This window comes from Roseivirga thermotolerans (assembly GCF_014653175.1).
GTDB lineage: Bacteria > Bacteroidota > Bacteroidia > Cytophagales > Cyclobacteriaceae > Roseivirga > Roseivirga thermotolerans.
This window is the reverse complement of record NZ_BNAG01000007.1, coordinates 34,946-52,595: the sequence shown is the minus strand read 5'-3', so window position 1 is coordinate 52,595 and position 17,650 is coordinate 34,946. Positions and strand designations below refer to the sequence as shown.

Below are 17,650 nucleotides of genomic sequence, written 5' to 3'. Positions count from 1 at the left end.
ATTCCCTTGTTCCAAAAGCGGATGCAAAGGTAAAAAACTTATTTTATTAAGTGCAAAAGAATTTGAAAAATTTATTTCCAATCCCACACAGCCTCTCAATTTATCCCCCCGTTCCTTGCAAACGGGACGCAAATGTAGCTAGGCTTTTTTGATTAGAACAAGCTTTCTGAAGAGTTTTTCGAAATAATTTTCTAATCCACTGATCATCAACTGATAGGCGTCTTGGGTTTTTTATAAAGGGGCACTGTACTGCAAGGCTCGCCATACATGATGGACTTTACATGGGGTTTTAAAATTCTTGTAAGTTCTACATAAGCAGATTCGGGAACAGGTAATTTTCCGCACCCTTTTATTACAACTGGTCTGTTTTTGTAATGGGTAAGATCGATTTTACTTAGTGCTTCTTTGTACAAAGCAAACTCAAGAGTTTCTAAACTACCTAAAACTACCATATGGGCGACACCTTCAAGACGACTTGCGAGTAGCATATATGCCCAGGTTGGCACTATGGCATCCTCACTGCAAGTGAGCGCAATATTTTTATTTTCATACTGTGACCAATCGTGTGTTTTTACAAAGTCTCTTAGATCTTTTTCTCTAAGAATCATTCCTTGAAAAAGGTGTTGAGCGATATCATAAATCACTCTTTGGCCTGAATGATAGTATTGCTCAAGGTCTAGTGTTACCAGTGGACTGCTTGCTACCCGATTTACAATTTCTTTTTCTTCCATTAGAGTAGTGGTTTAGGGGTTGTAGCCTGAAACTCTTTTAGGTAACCAGGCTCTGTATAAGCAAGGTTTTCAAACTCCGTGTTCTCTAACTTATGGCCAGCTAAAAGGCCTACTGCCCACGCTGACGGACTGAAGTCTTTCAGAAAACTGGCATTCTTGCTATTCATGATGTCTTGAAACTTGTCGGCACCATTGCCAAAGAACAACACTTTTTGACTGCTGAGGGTTTCCGCAAAACTATCTTGATTTAAAATGAGTGGCCGAGGTTCCTGAAGCTGTGTTAGCGACTGATTATACAGAGCTGTATAAACCTCCATTCTTCTGGCGTCTATCATTGGACAAAGAAGTGTGCCCTTATGATTTATGGAGGCCTCTTTGGCCATGGCCTTGAGGGTGCTAATTCCAATTAAGGGCTTGTTGAGCGCAAAGCAGATGCCTTTGGCTGTTGAAAGCCCAATACGAAGACCTGTGTAAGACCCGGGCCCCATAGAAACAGCTATTGCACTCATCTGCACCATCTTTAGCTCTGCCTTTTTGAGCAGTTCCTGAATGAGAAGTGTTAGCTTATTGGCATGAGACTTATCTGAGAATAGCTTTTTTTCACACACTATGTTTTGTCCGCTGGTAATTGCCACGGAACAAACGGTAGTGGCGGTTTCTATGCTTAATATGAAAGACATTAGAGTAATTGAATCAGTTTATCGGCTATAACAACCATTACAAAGAGCACAAAGATATAACTGATTGTTCGACTACTCATTTTTCTAGCTACTAATACCCCTAATGGTGAAGCTATGACTACACCCATGGATATGGTGAGTGCGAGCGGCCATACAATATATCCGGTAGTGTGCCATTGCGAGCTATAACCTGTGGAACTGAAAGTATTGAGCAGTGTAATACAGAAGGCGGTTATAAATATAACCCCCAAAGAGATGGACTTGGCCTTTTGCATGGTCATTTGAAAGCCCGAGTTGAGGATGGGGATGATAATGGTACCTCCTCCCAAACCTGACAAGGCCGCAACTGCCCCTGCTGATGCTCCCACAAACCCTGACCCCAGCAACCCCACTTTTTTTTCCGAATTGTTGGATTCTTCCTTACGAGCCTGCCTCAATGTTCTCCAAATTATACCAATCATGAGGAGAATTACTATCAGATTGAATTCAGTCTTTTGATAGGCGGGGGTATTCACAAAATAATGCAGTAGAAGGAGGCCTACAAGGGTTGCAAAACTTCCCATAACCACTACTTCTTTCCAGTAAAACTCTCTTTTTCTCCAAAGGGCAATATTGCCGGCCAATGCGGCAAACATGGTTCCAAATATAGAGTTAGCAATGGTTAGTTGCACTATGGCCTCATCAGGAAAACCCATTATACCCAACATATAGGGTAAAATGAGCACATACATTACTCCTCCTCCTATTCCTATAAGCCCGGCTAAAAAACCACCGGCAAGTCCCATAACAAAAAGCAACAGATATAAAGGAAGGGTCACCGGCCTGAAAGAATTTTGTTGTATTCTATGGGATTGTTAAGCAGTTGAATCGCTCTTTTTAAATCGTTATCGAAAGAAAAGGAGGCTTCTATCTGACCTCTTTCGAGGTGCTGACGCATGGCAAACTCTTCCTTGATCAGGTATTTAATCTCTTCTTTGCTTTTTTCCATATCGGACTGCACATCTCGACTCAACGCAGCTTCTAACTGCTTTAGGGCCTGGCCTATCTTGTCAGTTTCACCATATCGTTCGGCTGCTACTTTTAGTTCATCGATTTTAGTTTGTAATGGAGAAGAATAACTAAAGGTTTTATCGCTCACCCATTTCTTAAAGTCGAGATAAAGCTTTTCGGGAAGCTCGAACGATTGAGCGTTCTGAATCTGCGGAACAGTGCCTGAATATTGGTTAGCAAACTTAAAAATAAGGTCTTCTTTAAGCAGGCCAATAGCTACTGGCGAAAGTCTTGGCCTTTCTACCTGAACATCCGGATCGATGCCTCCACCATCATAAACCGGCCGCCCATTTTCGGTTCTAAAAGCAGTTTTAAGTGAGTCGGCAATCTTCCCTACAGAACCATCCGGGTTTCTGGAGCTGTAGTCTATGGCCTGAATACACCTTCCGCTCGGTGTATAATACTTGGCAATGGTCACTTTCATTTGCGAGTTGTAAGAGAGCGGCAAGGTGCGCTGCACTAACCCTTTACCATAAGATTTTCTACCTACCAGTATGCCCCGGTCATAGTCTTGCATTACCCCGGCTACAATTTCTGAAGCCGAAGCACTTGAGCTATTTATTAGAACAGCCAGAGGAATTTCCGTATCTGTGGCGGCATTAAGTGCGTTGTAGGTGGCATTCATTTCTTCCAGTTTGCCTTTAGTGGTTACCACTAGCTGGCCTTTATCTATGAAAATATTTGAAATGTTCACGGCTTCATTGAGCAAGCCCCCACCATTGTCTCTAAGATCAAGTATAATTTTTTCGGCTCCTTCCTTCTTCAGTTCTCTGAGTGCATTCTTTACTTCTTTTGATGCATCTTCTCTGAAGCCTGTCAGCTTAATGTAGCCCACCTTCGCATCGACCATACCACTGTAGGGCACATTGGGCAGCTCAATGCGTTCAAAATCTACTTTAAAATCTAATGGCCCCTCACCCGGCCTCAAGACTTTGAGGTTAATGGAGGATGAGGACTGTCCGCGCAGATAGAGGCTTGCTTTGTCATAGTCATTTTTTACATCAATGCCATTAATCGCTATTATTTCATCTCCTCTTTTCAGGCCTGCTTTTTGGGCCGGGTATCCTTCATTGGGCAACACTACTACTACCTTGCCTCCATCACGCTCTCCGATAACTGCTCCAATACCCCCAAACTGCCCTGTATTTTCTGTACGCACATCTTCTATTTGATCTTCGGAATAATAGACCGTATACGGATCTAAAGAACCAAGCATGGCATCAATACCGGTGCGCATGAGTGCGTTAGGATTGAGGTCGTCTACATAGTTGGCGTTTACCTCCTTATACATGGTGGCAAAAATGTCGAGGTTCTTAAGTATTTCGAAGTACTTGTCGTTTTGGCGAATGGCAGCCGCACTCAGCAGGCCGATGGCGAACAGAGAAAAGACGATGAGCTTTTTCATGAATTATGCATTGAAGTTCCTGAAATAGAAGAACGGAAGATAGTATTTGATGTTTTTATGCGAAAGTTATTTCGTGCTTACGGTTTATAATGCACAAAAAAGCTCACTTTGAAAGTCGTATTTCTTTAGGACAACTTTCAAAGTGAGCCTTTCTAGTCGGAATTAATTTGCCGCACATAACCGTGCTTAAGCCATACTCAATTTTTCTTTGGCTCTATCTATTCCATTCTTGCTAGAATTTGCTGCTTTCTCCAGAGACTCATTGTAAGTTTCTTTGGCGGAGTCTACTTTATCTGAAACCTCTTGTTTCAAATCGTCCACTAAATCGGTGGTTCCTTGGGCGATTTTCTTTCGGGTATTCTTACCACTGTCTGGTGCTAAAAGTATTCCTGTGATTGCTCCTGCAGCAGCACCAGCGGCTACTCCTAAAATAACTTTTGCTGTATTATTCATTTGCTTGTCGTTTTTAAGTTCCATAATTCACTCTTTATCATGAAAAAAGTGTTCCAAAGTTGGAAGCATGGAATAATGGCACCAGTGACGGTTTTGGAACCGTTACATCCCAGCCACTGTGGAAATTCATACACAACAGTGAGGATTATTTTCAGGCAAGTGTATTGAGTTTATCCAGCAACTTACCCACTCTCTTATGAATGATAGAAGAAGGCAGCTGCTTGTCGGCCGTATATATGAGGGCTATATTATATGCTTTAGCCCCTACTCTGTGTTTATTGAGTCGGTAGGCTTCTCGCATTTGTCGCTTTATCCGGTTGCGAGTAACGGCAGACTTGAATCGCTTCTTGGGTACGGAAAACATAGCCTGTGAAGCAGATTGCTCTGGGGGCGACTCCATGTAAGCCAACCGGATAGGGTATAAATAAAAATAGGAGCCTTTGTTAAAAAGCTCCTCGATTAATTTTTTACTATGCAGTCTTTCCCTTTTGGGAAAAGTAAACTTCAACGAATTTTTGGCCAAGTCCGTCACGAGGTTCAATTTAATAAACCTCAGATAAGAATTAGCCCTTGTGTCTTCTTTCGTCAGACACGGTCAGTTTATGACGACCTTTGGCTCTTCTGCTTGCCAATACTCTCCTTCCACTTGGAGTGGCCATTTTAGACCTGAATCCGTGCTTGTTTCTTCTTTTTCTCTGCGAAGGCTGGAATGTTCTTTTCATTATCTACTGCGTCTAATTGCAAAAGGACTGCAAAGATAGGTACTCTTTTTTTATTTGCCAACAACATCTAAAATTTAAAGATCACTGAGTTATAGAGAGCAATTACTAAGTCGTCTAATCACAGCTCATTACACTTCATAAATTTTTGACTTAAAATGTTAATATATTTTTACTTTACATAGGTTTAATTAATATTTACATTCTTCAATGAATATTAATTTTATTCAAAATAGGGATACTCATTTAGATCGCATTTGTTAGATCCAGTATACTAGCCACAAGCGGTGTCCTCACAGCGTCTTTTAACAGCCATTTGTGAAGACACAAATGGAGGCAAGGTTCAGAAATATACTTCTTGCGACTTAAATAAGTAACCCTAATTCAAAATATGCTTAACCAATAAATCGACCGTTTTGAAAAAACTAATGGCACTTCTGGCTATGGCGAGCTTTTCATTTATCCCATTCAGAACTAACGCGGGCTGTACTGATACTTTTCGCGACACCATTGAGGTGGAGTGCACGTCTGAGCCTGGCTCTGTTACCATCGATGATATTGGGTATGGTTGTATTACTCGTGAAGGAAATACAAGTTCAGCCGCGTATGCCACAGGTACCAAGAATTCTTTAAACAGAAAGATTGTAGGCCTTGCTTATTTCTCCTCAAAAACCTGACTATGATTAAAAAAGGAATGTGAAGTACATCAAGTCCCTGATTTCAATCGGGTTATTTTCTTAAAAGGAGATCAGTTTCTTTTGGGAAAAGCTCCAAAGAAGCCTGAGTTCATCATTGGCCAATGTGCTTATCTGAAGAAAGAAAACTCAATTTTGCTGGAGAAGATATGCTTTTAACTAAACATCTTAAAGCTGTCCATAATGAATTAATTTAGCTTCAACTTTGCTTAACCGTTGATATGCTAAAATTTCAGATTTCATATAAAAACCCACTCACCCACATTCTTAAACTCAAGCTTGAGATTGATAAAATTTATGGTGATCAAGTAAACCTCAAACTTCCGGTTTGGAGACCCGGGAGATACGAAATTCAAAACTTTCCAAAACGTATTAGAGGATTCAAAGTAGCTGATAACAGAGGCAAGCAGCTCTCTTTTAAGAAAACAGCAAAAGACACTTGGACAATAGACATACAAGAGAGAACATCTCTTACTGTTGAGTATGAATACTTTGCCGGTCTATTAGATGGAGGGAATACCTGGCTAGACGATGAGCAACTTTATGTTAATCCTATTAACTGTTGCATGTACGAAGCCTCATCAATGAATGAGGAGATAGAGATTGAATTGGACTTACCTCAGGACTACACAATAGCATCGGGACTAAAACCGAATGGCAATCATAAACTCACGGCTAAATCTTACTATCAATTGGTCGACAGCCCAATTTTTGCGAGTGCAAGTTTAAGAACGGTTGGATATACAGTAGGAGGACACGAATTTTTTATTCACATTCAGGGTGATGTCCCTCAAACTGATGAAGAACTGATTGCGGACTTTAAGCCATTTACCGAAAAGCAGATGGAGGTAATGGGCGGATTTCCGTGCCGGCACTATCACTTTCTAATTCAGAGTCTACCATACAAGGCTTACCATGGTGTAGAGCACTGGAACTCAACCGTAATCTGTTTAGGTCCATCGCAAGATTTGGGTAAACGAGAGCTTTACAAAGAACTTTTGGGAGTAAGTTCTCATGAGCTATTTCATACCTGGAATGTAATAAGGCTTAGGCCAAAAGAGATGGTGCCCTACAATTTTAGTGGTGAGAATTATCATGAAACGGGATTTGTAACGGAGGGCATTACTACATACTATGGAGATTTATTTCTGGTGCGCTCGGGAGTATTTTCGGTAGAAGAATACATGACCGAACTAAACAAACTGCTCAAAAGACACTATGAAAATGAGGGCCGTAAGTCCTATTCAGTAGCTCAGTCATCTTTCGATCTGTGGCTCGATGGCTACGAGCGAGGTGTTCCGGGCCGAAAAGTTTCTATTTACAATGAAGGGGCACTAGCCGCACTTATACTTGACCTTAGCATACGCCAAAAATTTAATAACGCTCGCTCTTTAGATGATGTAATACGTTTGCTGTGGCAGCGTCATAGTAAGGATATGAGTGGATATACGCTTGCGGATTACCAATTGGCCGCAGAAAGTGTATACGAAGGCTCTCTGGAAACATACTTTGAGCAAATCATTCTGGGCACACACCCCTATGAGCATTACCTGGCTCCTCTTCTGGAGTGGGTTGGGCTAGATTTTAAAAAGAAAGATGCTGAAAAGGTTGAAGAGCGGCTATTTGGCTTTAGGCTACTTGAAAACCGGGTCGATATGATTGCCGAAAACTCTCCCGCAGAACTTGGCCTTTGCCTGAACGATTTAGTCGTAAGTATAAACGGAAAAAAACCTACAGAGGCTATTGAGGCCTGTAACCTACTGAATCTGGAAGTTCAGCGAATGGGAGTTACTAAAAACGTAACCCTTAGAAGTACAAACAGCCAGTATTTTCAGGTATATGAGGTGCAACCCAAGGCCAATATGAACGAACATGACCAACACTTACTTTGCGGCTGGCTGGAGTTAAAATAAGAACTGCTCCGGCTCATGAGGTCTAAATTAAGACGCAACCATGAACCGAAGCAGTTGGATTCAGAATCTTAGGACAGACGGCTAGTTAAATCGGCTGTCGTCTATTCCTTTATTAATTTTCACTTCCTGGGTTACAAACTCCAGAGCCACCGGCAATTGAGGAGACTTGACAATAATCTTTTTGGGCAGCATTATGCCTTCGTAGCTAGTGTAATCAGTATAACTAACAGTACCGCCCTGGGCTCCCATGTCGGTCTGAATTTTAAGACCCGAGGTGGTATCGTAATATTCAATTACAGTGAAGCCGTCAACCGATACATCGATACGATGAGCATCTTTGCCTTCCACTTTCTTAATACCCTTGTATTCTGCTTCAAAGCCTATTTTGTCATAGAATCGTTCGGCAAAGAGTATGGCAGAGTATTTTAAGGCCCCCAACTGAGGTCCGGTAACAGGCATGGTTTGACCACCAACTACAATCTTGCCTTCACCGGAATTATAAATTTGTTTTTGCTCACCCATCATTGGGGCAGCGGTTACATCTACAAACTTATCGGGTGCTTTCTGATAAACCGTTCTGGTTATATCCATAGACTGCCCGCCCATGCTCAATGTAGCGTTGGCTTTATATTCCAATGTCTCTACCTTATCCAGAGCTGCTTTTCCACCTATCGCTTTCACATAATTGGCAAGAACTGATTCTACAGAGACATTGGCATCGATAACTACCTTAGTAGGATCATCGACTATATTGCCAAAAGCATCGTAGTAAGTAATTGGGCCAAACGGTTTAAGCTTTTCGGCTACTTCTTCTGCTTTGCCTACCACAATAATATTGGCTTTGTCGGGTCTTATATAGCGCTTGGCCACTTCCAGAATATCTTCTTTAGTTACTGCATCTACTCTTTTCAGGTAGGTGGCATAGTAATCGTCCGGAAGGTTATTGAGTTCTGCACTCAGAGCAAAGTTGGCTACCGTACCTCTACTCTCCAGCGACCGGGCAAAGGAACCCTTTGCGGAGTTTTTGGCTAGCTCCAACTCCTCATCGGTTACCAGCTCTGACGCTATTTTGTTGAGCTCGTAGATAAATTGGTTCAAGGCACTGTCGGTAACCTCATTTCTTACACTGGCCGAAGCATTGAAGGTGGCGCTATAGCGGCTTGACCCAATACTGGAATAGGCTCCATAAGTATATCCTTTATCTTCTCTCAGGTTCATATTCAGACGGGTTGAAAGACCTCCACCTCCTAAAATTTGATTAAGAAGCGACAATTTAACCGCATCTTCCGAACCCGGCTTATTATCTATTGGATATGAGATATTGATCACCGATTGTACCGAAGATGGACGGTCTACAAAAGCAATTGAGGTTTGAGTTACCGGCTTAGGTTGCTCAAAGGCCTCCTTTTCTACCTTGCCTTGCTTCCAGTTTTCAAAGTACTTTTTTACCAACTTCTGGGCTTCGCTCTTTTTTATATCGCCCACCACAATGAGATAGGCTATGTTGGGCTTAAAATACCTGGCATAATGGTTTTTAAGATCCTGAAGCTCAATATTGTTTACTGTTTCTTCGGTAGTCAGTTCACCAAAAGGGTGATCTTTACCATAGTTCACCACCCCTTCAATGCTGGACGCAATGGCATCGGGACTATCTTGCGCCTGCTTAAGGCTGGTGAGTGTTTGCTCTATGGCTCGCTCAAATTCATCTTCAGGGAATGCGGGATTGTACAGTACATCGGTAAATATTTTCAGGATGTCTTCTTTGTACTTAGAAAGTGAGAAAGCACTTATTGAAGTGGCTCCCACGTTAAACGAAGCTCCCATAAAATCGATCTCCTCGTTGAGCTCTTCCTTCGATTTGCTCTTGGTTCCGGCCTCCATCACCTGACCAAAAATACCGGTATAGCCTGCCTTATCGCCTTCAGTAATTACCCCGGCATCAAAGGTTAGGGTCCAGCTTAGAGTAGGTAGTTTGTCATTTTCAACCACAATAACGGTTAAACCATTTTTGAGCTTGAACTTTTCGTAGTCGCCAATTTCTATTTCACGGGCCGGAGCCGGTTCTGGTAGTTTGGTTCTGTCTATTTGCGCTGTGACTGCCAAAGACAGACACATAAGCGCTAAAGTGAATAACCTTTTCATTATCTGTTTCCTCCTTCCTTCTTAAGCTTGGTATCTCCTGGTTTTTGTTGTTCTGACTTGGGCCTGTAGGTAAGCACTATTTTATTTTCCGGCACCAGGTACTTTTTCGCTACTTTCATCAGGTCTTCCCTGCTTACTTTTCTGTAGCGTTCAATTTCGGTGTTGATGAGGTTGGCATCTCCAAAATATACGTGGTAGTCTGCCAGACTTTCAGCTATGGACTGTACCGAGCCATAACCCGATATAAAGTTGTTCTCTATTTGGTTTTTTAGTTTCTGAAACTCCCTTTCCGGTACCGGTTGATTCTTAACCTCTTCTACCAGTTTATCAATTTCAGCAGCCAGATCTTCGGTACTATAGCCTCCGTTAGGAAGAGCAAAGTTTATAAACAGTCCTCCGTCTTCAAGACCCAGCGGAATAGCCTGCACGGCCAATGCCATACCCTTCTCATCGACAAGGGTTTTCTGGAATCTGGAACTCTGACCACCGGACAATAGCTGAGTAAGCAGTTGCAGGGCATAGTAATCATCCGTTCCTTGCGGAGGCATTCTATATCCCTGAATAACAGCGGGCACCTGAATATTGTCGAACACGGTTTCTTCTACGGTACCGTCCAGTTCAGGAGCATCAATGGTTGGGCGGGGAATCTCTTTGGTTCCTCTCTTTATTTCTCCAAAATAGGCCTCTACCAGTTTTTTGGTCTGGGCTATATCTATATCGCCAGCTATAGAGAGCGTAGCATTATTGGGTACATAAAAGGTCTCGTAAAAGTCTACAAAGTCTGCTTCGGTTGCTGCATCTATATCTGCAAAACTACCAATGGGAGCCCATTCGTAGTTGGTTCCCTTGTAGGCATTGGCAAGCATTTTCTCCAAAATAGATCCGTAGGGTTGGTTATCTACCCTCAGCCTTTTCTCTTCTTTCACCACCTCCTTCTGAGTGGCAATTCCGGTAGAGTCGATTACGGCATGCAGCATTCGCTCTGACTCCATGTACAATCCGAGTTCCAACTGATTAGAAGGCAGGGTCTGATAGTAGTAGGTGCGGTCGTTAGAGGTATTGGCATTGAGTGTTCCTCCTGCCGCCTGAATAATTTTAAAGTATTCGCCCCTGCCAATATTGGGTGAACCTTCGAACATTAGGTGCTCAAAGAAGTGGGCAAAACCGGTTCGGCCGGGAGGTTCATTTTTTGAACCTACATGATACAACACCGCCACCGTAACTATAGGTGTGGTATTGTCTTGATGCAGGATAACGTGCAGTCCGTTGTCCAGATCGTATTCTTCAAACTCAATGTTCTGAGCCATCGCCACTGACAGCACTAAACTGAGTGTAAGAAGAAGGCTAATTTTTCTCATCATATTTCTATTTCAGTTTAACTACAAACTAAGTAAACAAGCAGAAAACTGCCAAGAGCCAGTGAAATGTTTAAAGGATTTGGCTTTGGATGAACGGATTATAGTCCAGATGCAATCGAGGCACATTTCTACAGTTTCCGGTTCTGGCTTATAAAGCTCAAACCAAATGCCGCCTGAAGGTTACCGGGTGATTATTTTTTTTATACTGGAGAGCCTTATCTGCATCACAAAAAAGCCCCTCAGTATGCAACTGAGGGGCTTGGTAAATTCTAATCGCTTCTCCTCTCTGATTTATCTCTATTTTAAATCGTGAAGTAGTCGTTGCACTTCATGGGTTTTGAGCCGTGGACCAAACTGAGAAACTACTTTTGAGCTGGCCAGGCTGGCCAGTTTTCCGGCCGCAGCCATGGTCATTCCGTTGGTAATGCCGTATAAAAATGCTCCGGCAAACATATCTCCCGCTCCGTTGGTATCTACAGCCTTTACGGCATATGGCTCTATATCTATGAAAGTATCGCCATCGAAAATCATAGCTCCATTTTTACCCATGGTTATGGCAAACTGACGGGCCTCTTTCTTGAGGGCTTCCCGAGCTTCCTGAAGATTATCTTTACCGGTAAAAGTCATGGCTTCATCTTCATTGCAGAAAAGCATATCGACCGATGGACCAATAACATCTTCGAACTGGGCTTTGAAAGCCTGAACAATAGAAGGGTCTGAAAGGGTAAGGGAGGTTTTTACTCCATTTTCTTCGGCAATTTTCTTAGCCAGTTTCATGGCTTCTACTCCTGAGTTGGAAGGGGTGAGGTAACCTTCCAGGTAAATGTATTTAGAGTCTTTTATGGCTCTTTCGTCTACCTCCTTTACTGAAAGGTTGGTGGTAGCACCTAAGAAGGTATTCATGGTTCGCTCAGCATCGGGGGTAATCATTACCAGGCACTTTCCGGTAACTCCTTCATCTCTGGATTTTCCATCCAGGTTGGTGTCTACCCCGGCATCGTTCATGTCTTTGAGATAAAAATCGCCATACTCATCGTTCGATACCTTGCAGGAGTAGAAAGAAGAACCTCCAAACTGACTCACAGCTATCACAGAATTGGCTGCCGATCCGCCAGACTTTCTCACCAAATCGTTCTGGTTAATGGCATTTATCAACCTGAATTGAGTGGCTTCATCGACTAGCGTCATTAATCCTTTCTTTACTTTGTGATCATAAAGAAACTGGTCGTTCACTTGAAACTCTAAATCGACCAGGGCATTGCCCAAGCCATATACATCGTATTTTTTGCTCATAACAGGTTATAGAATAATTGCTGCTCGTTTAAACTCTTTGTTGGGGTCGAAAAGCTTGCGATAGGTAATGTGGGTTTTGTGAATTTCACCACCTATTTGCTCCACCACGCGCATCATTTTCGGGTTAAAGTCTCCGATCCAGTTCATTTCAATATCGTTGTAGTGAAAACCGTCTTTCCAGGCCATTTTCTTCACAAATGAAATTACCAAGCCTCCCTCTACCCCTTTCTTTTGATGCTCAGGCACCACTCCAAACACAATACCCAAGCCTGTTTTGCATACGCCTCTTTTGAGAAGGTACATAAACTTGAGCTTACTCCATAAATTCCACTGCCCATTCAGATGTTTATAGATTTGATTGAGCTCGGGAATTGAAATAAAGAATGCAATGGGACTACCCTTGTAAAAACCAAACCACAGCAGCTTGATATCCGCAATGGGTTTAAGCATTTTAAATGTGGCTTTTGCCTGTTGCATAGACATGGGTTTAACACCGCTATGGCCGGCCCAGGCTTTGTTGTAGACCTCGTAAAAGTATTCGTGGGCTACATCGTATTCCTTTTTGGTAATGTGACGAAACTCGTAGTCGGGGTCGTTGAGTGTTTTCTGCGCTTTTTCGTAGAAGCGTGGAGTAAAATCTACCTCGCTGCCCATGGGTCTTCGATAGGTAAACTGCTTGAAGTATTCTTTAAACCCATAGGCCTCAAAGAGGTCTTTGTAATAAGGTAAATGATAGGGCATTTGATAGTTGGGCTCATGAAAACCATCGACCAGCAAGCCCCACCAATTGTTTCGATCTCCAAAGTTTATGGGGCCATCCATAGCTTCCATACCTCGTTCTTCCAACCATTTTTTGGAAGCATCGAACAAGGCAAAAGCTGCCTCCCGATTGTTTATACACTCAAAAAAGCCCACTCCACCGGTAGGTTGTTCCTGGGCTTGTGCCACTTTTTTAATGTAGAAGGCCGCTATTCGGCCAATTACTTCATTACTATCGTTGAGGAGTATCCACCGAATGGCCTCACCTTGCTTGTAGTTTTTGTTCTTGGCCGGATCGAATACAGCCTTGATGTCCTTGTCTAGCGGACGAATCCAATTTTTCTCGTGCTTATACAGCCTTACTGGCAGTAAAAGAAATTGTTTTTCAGTGGACTTATCGTTGACTTCTACCAGCTTCATCTCTCAAGGTCGCCAAAAATAAAGACTTATACCTTACGATAAAATGAGGATGAAAGGTTTTATGTGTACTTGCTCAGGTACATTGCACACTGAACAAAAATTAAGTCACTCAAAATAAGCTGATTAAATCTCTTTGTTAGTGTTTTCAAACAACTTTAAAATGCCTACAGCCCTTTTGCTCTATCCGGATAATCGGTAATAATACCATCTACCCCCCACTCTACTAATTTTTCCATACGCTCCCTGTCGTTTACAGTCCATGGCACCACTTTCATTCCTAAGCTATGGCTTAGTTCCACATCCTTTTTCCTCAAGAATGTATGGTTGGGACTATATATGGCCGGGGTAAATCCAAGTGTTTCAACCGTGGCCTCTACTCTTCGGGCATTCGAAACTAAGGCCACCAAGGTTACCCGAGGGTATTTTTCATGGTAGTACTTCAGCACCCTAAAATCAAAACACTGAATGGTATACCTGCTCTCAGGCAATTCTTGAGCAATAACCTGCTGCACTAAATCGGCAAATTCAGATACCTGAGGGTGACTAATGCCATCACCTTTGGGGCTGCTCTTTAGTTCTATGTTATACATTACAGGGGGCAGATTGTTTTTCTTCAGATAGTTTTCCACGGTGCGAATCATTTCGCGAAGCAGCGGCTTGGCTACCTTCATTTGTTCCTGTTGAGGGAATCTGGCATTACCACGGCTACCGCAGTCAAACGAAGCCACTTCTTCATAAGTCATTCTATAAATATTCAGCTCATGAGCCTCCGATTTGCTAACCGCCTCTCCATTGGGTTTGGAGCAGATATCGGCCGACATGTAGGGCTCATGCGAAATCACCACTTGTTTGTCTTTGGTAATCACCACATCCAGCTCCAGCGTGGTTACCCCTTCTTCTAAAGCTCTGATAAAGGCGGGAATGGTATTTTCAGGCAACAGCCCTCTCGCACCTCTATGCCCCTGAATATCTAGTTGTTGCGAAAAAGCACTTTGTGCTAAGAAAAATGAAAACAGAAAGAAGACGGTCTTTTTATAAAACATAGAATACAGGTAAGATTAGTAATGCCCAAGTTACGCAGTTCATTAGCAATATTGGTTAAGGAAATGTTATTCTGCAAAACCCAAGTCAGAGAGCGCTTCAGGTCTAAAGTCCGAAGCCCGCTGCCGTTCATCAAAATTTGAAACCGCCACGTTCTTCAGCGCGTATGCCTCTTTGGAATTTTTTGAGAAAGTGGAAGAGAGACATCAACTAGAAGCGCAACCGGGCTACAAACTGGCTATTCCCCTATTTTTATTTACCAGCCTACCCTACTTCGGCACTCTGTTGTACGACTATATTCATTGCTGCGGCCATGTAGATAATACCTTTGCCTGGTTTGGTGGGTTTTATGTAATGCTTGGGGGAATTTACGTGTTGGCTAAAATTTTAAAGAAAGGAAAGCACGAAAAAGTGGTTTCCGTTTGACCAATTCAAAATCTAATTGTTAAACTTGCATCCTCGTTGGAAGCTAAGGGTTTCCACGAAGACTAATCGGGGTGTGGCGCCTGCCTGGGCTACACTTCGGCAGGCAGGCAGTCCTCCGTACTGCTTGTTGGATGAGAGTAAAGACTCTCTGATACCGGAATTAATCAGGCAGTTTTATTGATCGGGGTGTGGCGCCTGCCTGGGCTACGCTTCGGCAGGCAGGCAGTCCTCCGTACTGCTTGTTGGATGAGAGTAAAGACTCTCTGATACCGGAATTAATCAGGCAGTTTTATTGATCGGGGTGTGGCGCCTGCCTGGGCTACGCTTCGGCAGGCAGGCAGTCCTCCGTACTGCTTGTTGGATGAGAGTAAAGACTCTCTGATACCGGAATTAATCAGGCAGTTTTATTGATCGGGGTGTGGCGCAGTCCGGTAGCGTACTTGCATGGGGTGCAAGGGGTCGCTGGTTCGAATCCAGTCACCCCGACAAAACAAAAGAGGCCACTTGGCCTCTTTTGTTTTTTAACTTCAGCTTCTCTTACAACCAATACCTCCAGCCGCTTGTCTGTTTTCATAAAAGTATTAGTAAAAGAATGGTTTTGCGTAATCCTTTTTATTTTTCTGGCTTAACAGCAATTTGTTGAAACACCTTCTATTCATTTACGCTATACTATCGTTTTTGGTAGCCGGAGGCCTGCTTTTTAAAAACTCGGGGAAGGCCCCGCTTACATTGGGGGTATTCATTCTTATGCTAGGGCTGGAGATTCTGGTCTTTCTATATGGTACCAGCCCGTTCATAAACCTCTACCCGGAGTACTACATTCAGTATTACTATCTGTCAGGCTTTATCTTTGGTCCTCTTCTGCTTTGGCACCTTCAGCTTTGCATCCGCAAGTCTTTCACCTTGCGCCCGGTGCACGCCCTGCACTTGCTCCCCTTCCTTTTGGCCATTATCTACCTATGGGACATCCTTCAAATGTCGGGCATAGAAAAACTCATTTATATACAAGAAAACTTTATGGAGGTAATTATGCCCCTGAACTATGTAAGGGCCATGCACCTTGTTACATATGGTGTTGTTATGATTATACTTCTGGCTCGCAAAGGGTTTTCTCTAGCTCCCAAAGAGAGGCTCTACACCTGGCTTATTACGGCCATTTACTTTATTTCTTGTGTCACCATTTCTTGGTTTACAGAGTTTGCCAATACCTGGAGAGACTTTGATGTGTATTATGTGATTACCTCCACACTCACCTTGCTAATTGGTTACCTACTCTATACCGACCCTGATTTTCTAAAGCAGATTACGCGCAAATACATGAAGTCGACCATTTCGGCCAAAGACAAAAAACGCATTAGCAAAAAGATCGAAGAAGCATTCAAGGATCCGAAACTATGCCAACGCAACGACCTCAGCCTTTCCGATTTCGCCCTGCACATTGAAGAAAAAAGCCACCACATCTCCCAAACTTTTTCAGAAGAGATCAACGAATCGTTTCAGGAACATTTGAACCGTCACCGTATAGAACTGGCCAAGCAGCTGCTTACTAATCCGGAATACAAGCGATTTACCATTGAAGCCATTGGCCAAAAAGCGGGTTTCAACAACAAGGTCACATTTGGGCAATCGTTTAGAAAATTTGCCGGCTGCACACCCTCTCAATACCGCAAGGAAAACCCCAGTACCAATCGTAAAAGTTGTTAATCCCAATTGGAATTAACAACTGCAAAGCCTATTTAACGGCAATGCTCTCCCGCACCACGTACTTTCACAAGCATGAAAGTGGCACCACTATATTCATCATTGGCTTTGATTCTTTTACTAAGCCTGAGCAGCTGTAAGAAAGACGACAGTGTTTCTCCATCCAATTGTGGTGATGATTTATCTTCCCCACTTAAACAAAGCTATGAGCGCGATGTGGCCGGTATTGCCATAGCTTATATGTTAGAAACAGAACATCCCCTGGCCCACGAAATAGAATTACCCGGTTCAGTAACCGATAAAATATGGGGTGGACTCGATGCCATTTTCCGCAGCACTTTACCCCAAAGAGATTCCATTTTTTCTCAATACTGTGTACATCATGTAGTGAATAATCAGGCGGTTTACAGCTGCATTGTGCAGGTAAATGAAGACTCTGAAGTGGCCCGAGCCTGGGCTTCAGGAGAAACAAGCACCGGCATAGCCGCAATAGACGGACTTTTGGAAACATATGGCTTTAGTCTAACACAGTACAACAACCACACAGCCGTAATTCGTACCGATAGGTTGTTGAACATGCCTGCTTTTGCCCGGGCCCTGAAAGCCAGCCACCGCGATATTACCAATGCACAACCCAACCTACTAACGGCCGGTGCGGGCAGAATATACTACAATCAGACCCACGACATTCGCTACTACGACTTTGTGTTTGAGTGGCACGACTGCTACGATTTATGCGATAACTATCACCGCTGGAAATTCAGTGTAGACAATCTATGCCGTGTGGCCTTTTTAGGCACTGAATCAGGGGGAGTAAACGGCTCTCAACCCTTGCCGGAACCCTTAAACTGCGGTCTTTAACCA

17 protein-coding genes and 1 tRNA gene are annotated in these 17,650 nt (G+C 43.1%); 6 read left to right on the top strand and 12 right to left on the bottom strand.

The window, feature by feature from the left end; genetic code table 11:
* Nucleotides 1–206: 206 nt before the first annotated feature.
* The 7 genes from IE164_RS18435 to rpmH all read right to left on the bottom strand — a co-directional run bounded on the left by IE164_RS18435 (nt 207) and on the right by rpmH (nt 5,041).
* Nucleotides 207–731 (bottom strand): DUF2480 family protein, encoded by a 525-nt coding sequence (locus IE164_RS18435; RefSeq protein ID WP_189631752.1) that lies wholly within the window; start codon nt 729–731, stop codon nt 207–209.
* Nucleotides 731–1,411 carry a tRNA (adenosine(37)-N6)-threonylcarbamoyltransferase complex dimerization subunit type 1 TsaB gene (gene tsaB / locus IE164_RS18430; RefSeq protein WP_189631751.1) on the bottom strand — a complete coding sequence of 227 codons (681 nt, stop codon included), beginning with the start codon at nt 1,409–1,411 and terminating at the stop codon, nt 731–733. Before tsaB ends, IE164_RS18435 begins: the two co-directional genes overlap by 1 nt.
* The gene (locus IE164_RS18425) at nt 1,411–2,229 is read right to left on the bottom strand and encodes a sulfite exporter TauE/SafE family protein (RefSeq protein WP_189631750.1); all 819 of its coding nucleotides are present in this window, start codon (nt 2,227–2,229) and stop codon (nt 1,411–1,413) included. Before IE164_RS18425 ends, tsaB begins: the two co-directional genes overlap by 1 nt.
* Nucleotides 2,226–3,866 carry a S41 family peptidase gene (locus tag IE164_RS18420; protein WP_189631749.1) on the bottom strand — a complete coding sequence of 547 codons (1,641 nt, stop codon included), beginning with the start codon at nt 3,864–3,866 and terminating at the stop codon, nt 2,226–2,228. Before IE164_RS18420 ends, IE164_RS18425 begins: the two co-directional genes overlap by 4 nt.
* Before the next feature lie 186 nt (nt 3,867–4,052).
* Nucleotides 4,053–4,343: a YtxH domain-containing protein gene (locus IE164_RS18415; protein ID WP_189631748.1), complete on the bottom strand. Its 291-nt coding sequence runs from the start codon at nt 4,341–4,343 to the stop codon at nt 4,053–4,055.
* 127 nt (nt 4,344–4,470) lie between these two features.
* Nucleotides 4,471–4,851: a ribonuclease P protein component gene (gene rnpA / locus IE164_RS18410; protein ID WP_229838779.1), complete on the bottom strand. Its 381-nt coding sequence runs from the start codon at nt 4,849–4,851 to the stop codon at nt 4,471–4,473.
* Nucleotides 4,852–4,882: 31 nt separating this feature from the next.
* On the bottom strand, nt 4,883–5,041 hold the full coding sequence (gene rpmH / locus IE164_RS18405) for a 50S ribosomal protein L34 (RefSeq protein WP_189631747.1): 159 nt from the start codon (nt 5,039–5,041) through the stop codon (nt 4,883–4,885).
* Nucleotides 5,042–5,454: 413 nt separating this feature from the next.
* Between rpmH and IE164_RS18400 the strand changes: the two genes are divergently transcribed.
* Both IE164_RS18400 and IE164_RS18395 read left to right on the top strand, forming a co-directional pair.
* Nucleotides 5,455–5,715 carry a hypothetical protein gene (locus tag IE164_RS18400; protein WP_189631746.1) on the top strand — a complete coding sequence of 87 codons (261 nt, stop codon included), beginning with the start codon at nt 5,455–5,457 and terminating at the stop codon, nt 5,713–5,715.
* Nucleotides 5,716–5,954: 239 nt separating this feature from the next.
* Nucleotides 5,955–7,646 carry a M61 family metallopeptidase gene (locus IE164_RS18395; RefSeq protein WP_189631745.1) on the top strand — a complete coding sequence of 564 codons (1,692 nt, stop codon included), beginning with the start codon at nt 5,955–5,957 and terminating at the stop codon, nt 7,644–7,646.
* A gap of 81 nt (nt 7,647–7,727) precedes the next feature.
* Here the strand turns inward: IE164_RS18395 and IE164_RS18390 are convergent, their stop codons facing one another.
* The 5 genes from IE164_RS18390 to IE164_RS18370 form a co-directional block, all read right to left on the bottom strand.
* Nucleotides 7,728–9,788 (bottom strand): M16 family metallopeptidase, encoded by a 2,061-nt coding sequence (locus IE164_RS18390; RefSeq protein WP_189631744.1) that lies wholly within the window; start codon nt 9,786–9,788, stop codon nt 7,728–7,730.
* Nucleotides 9,788–11,149: a M16 family metallopeptidase gene (locus IE164_RS18385; RefSeq protein ID WP_308440978.1), complete on the bottom strand. Its 1,362-nt coding sequence runs from the start codon at nt 11,147–11,149 to the stop codon at nt 9,788–9,790. The genes IE164_RS18390 and IE164_RS18385 overlap by 1 nt, the downstream gene beginning before the upstream one ends.
* Before the next feature lie 294 nt (nt 11,150–11,443).
* On the bottom strand, nt 11,444–12,439 hold the full coding sequence (locus IE164_RS18380) for an adenosine kinase (protein ID WP_189631743.1): 996 nt from the start codon (nt 12,437–12,439) through the stop codon (nt 11,444–11,446).
* Nucleotides 12,440–12,445: 6 nt separating this feature from the next.
* Nucleotides 12,446–13,618, bottom strand: coding sequence for a hypothetical protein (locus IE164_RS18375; protein WP_189631742.1), 1,173 nt, complete (start codon nt 13,616–13,618; stop codon nt 12,446–12,448).
* 164 nt (nt 13,619–13,782) lie between these two features.
* Complete coding sequence (locus tag IE164_RS18370; RefSeq protein WP_189631741.1) at nt 13,783–14,661, bottom strand: glycerophosphodiester phosphodiesterase; 879 nt, start codon at nt 14,659–14,661, stop codon at nt 13,783–13,785.
* Between the two features lie 190 nt (nt 14,662–14,851).
* Between IE164_RS18370 and IE164_RS18365 the strand changes: the two genes are divergently transcribed.
* The 4 genes from IE164_RS18365 to IE164_RS18350 all read left to right on the top strand — a co-directional run bounded on the left by IE164_RS18365 (nt 14,852) and on the right by IE164_RS18350 (nt 17,647).
* A complete protein-coding gene (locus IE164_RS18365) occupies nt 14,852–15,085 on the top strand; it encodes a hypothetical protein (protein WP_189631740.1) in 234 nt (77 codons plus the stop codon).
* A gap of 412 nt (nt 15,086–15,497) precedes the next feature.
* A tRNA-Pro gene (locus IE164_RS18360) sits at nt 15,498–15,571 on the top strand.
* A 153-nt stretch (nt 15,572–15,724) separates the two neighbouring features.
* Nucleotides 15,725–16,789 (top strand): helix-turn-helix domain-containing protein, encoded by a 1,065-nt coding sequence (locus tag IE164_RS18355; protein WP_189631739.1) that lies wholly within the window; start codon nt 15,725–15,727, stop codon nt 16,787–16,789.
* Between the two features lie 72 nt (nt 16,790–16,861).
* Nucleotides 16,862–17,647 carry a hypothetical protein gene (locus IE164_RS18350; RefSeq protein WP_189631738.1) on the top strand — a complete coding sequence of 262 codons (786 nt, stop codon included), beginning with the start codon at nt 16,862–16,864 and terminating at the stop codon, nt 17,645–17,647.
* Nucleotides 17,648–17,650 lie beyond the last annotated feature (3 nt).

Excerpts from the sequence above, each read along its gene's own strand:
- IE164_RS18435 (WP_189631752.1), bottom strand. The coding sequence starts at position 731 with ATGGAAGAAAAAGAAATTGTAAATCGGGTAGCAAGCAGTCCACTGGTA.
- tsaB (WP_189631751.1), bottom strand. The coding sequence starts at position 1,411 with ATGTCTTTCATATTAAGCATAGAAACCGCCACTACCGTTTGTTCCGTG.
- IE164_RS18420 (WP_189631749.1), bottom strand. The coding sequence starts at position 3,866 with ATGAAAAAGCTCATCGTCTTTTCTCTGTTCGCCATCGGCCTGCTGAGT.
- IE164_RS18415 (WP_189631748.1), bottom strand. The coding sequence starts at position 4,343 with ATGGAACTTAAAAACGACAAGCAAATGAATAATACAGCAAAAGTTATT.
- rpmH (WP_189631747.1), bottom strand. The coding sequence starts at position 5,041 with ATGAAAAGAACATTCCAGCCTTCGCAGAGAAAAAGAAGAAACAAGCAC.
- IE164_RS18395 (WP_189631745.1), top strand. The coding sequence starts at position 5,955 with ATGCTAAAATTTCAGATTTCATATAAAAACCCACTCACCCACATTCTT.
- IE164_RS18390 (WP_189631744.1), bottom strand. The coding sequence starts at position 9,788 with ATGAAAAGGTTATTCACTTTAGCGCTTATGTGTCTGTCTTTGGCAGTC.
- IE164_RS18385 (WP_308440978.1), bottom strand. The coding sequence starts at position 11,149 with ATGATGAGAAAAATTAGCCTTCTTCTTACACTCAGTTTAGTGCTGTCA.
- IE164_RS18380 (WP_189631743.1), bottom strand. The coding sequence starts at position 12,439 with ATGAGCAAAAAATACGATGTATATGGCTTGGGCAATGCCCTGGTCGAT.
- IE164_RS18375 (WP_189631742.1), bottom strand. The coding sequence starts at position 13,618 with ATGAAGCTGGTAGAAGTCAACGATAAGTCCACTGAAAAACAATTTCTT.
- IE164_RS18370 (WP_189631741.1), bottom strand. The coding sequence starts at position 14,661 with ATGTTTTATAAAAAGACCGTCTTCTTTCTGTTTTCATTTTTCTTAGCA.
- IE164_RS18350 (WP_189631738.1), top strand. The coding sequence starts at position 16,862 with ATGAAAGTGGCACCACTATATTCATCATTGGCTTTGATTCTTTTACTA.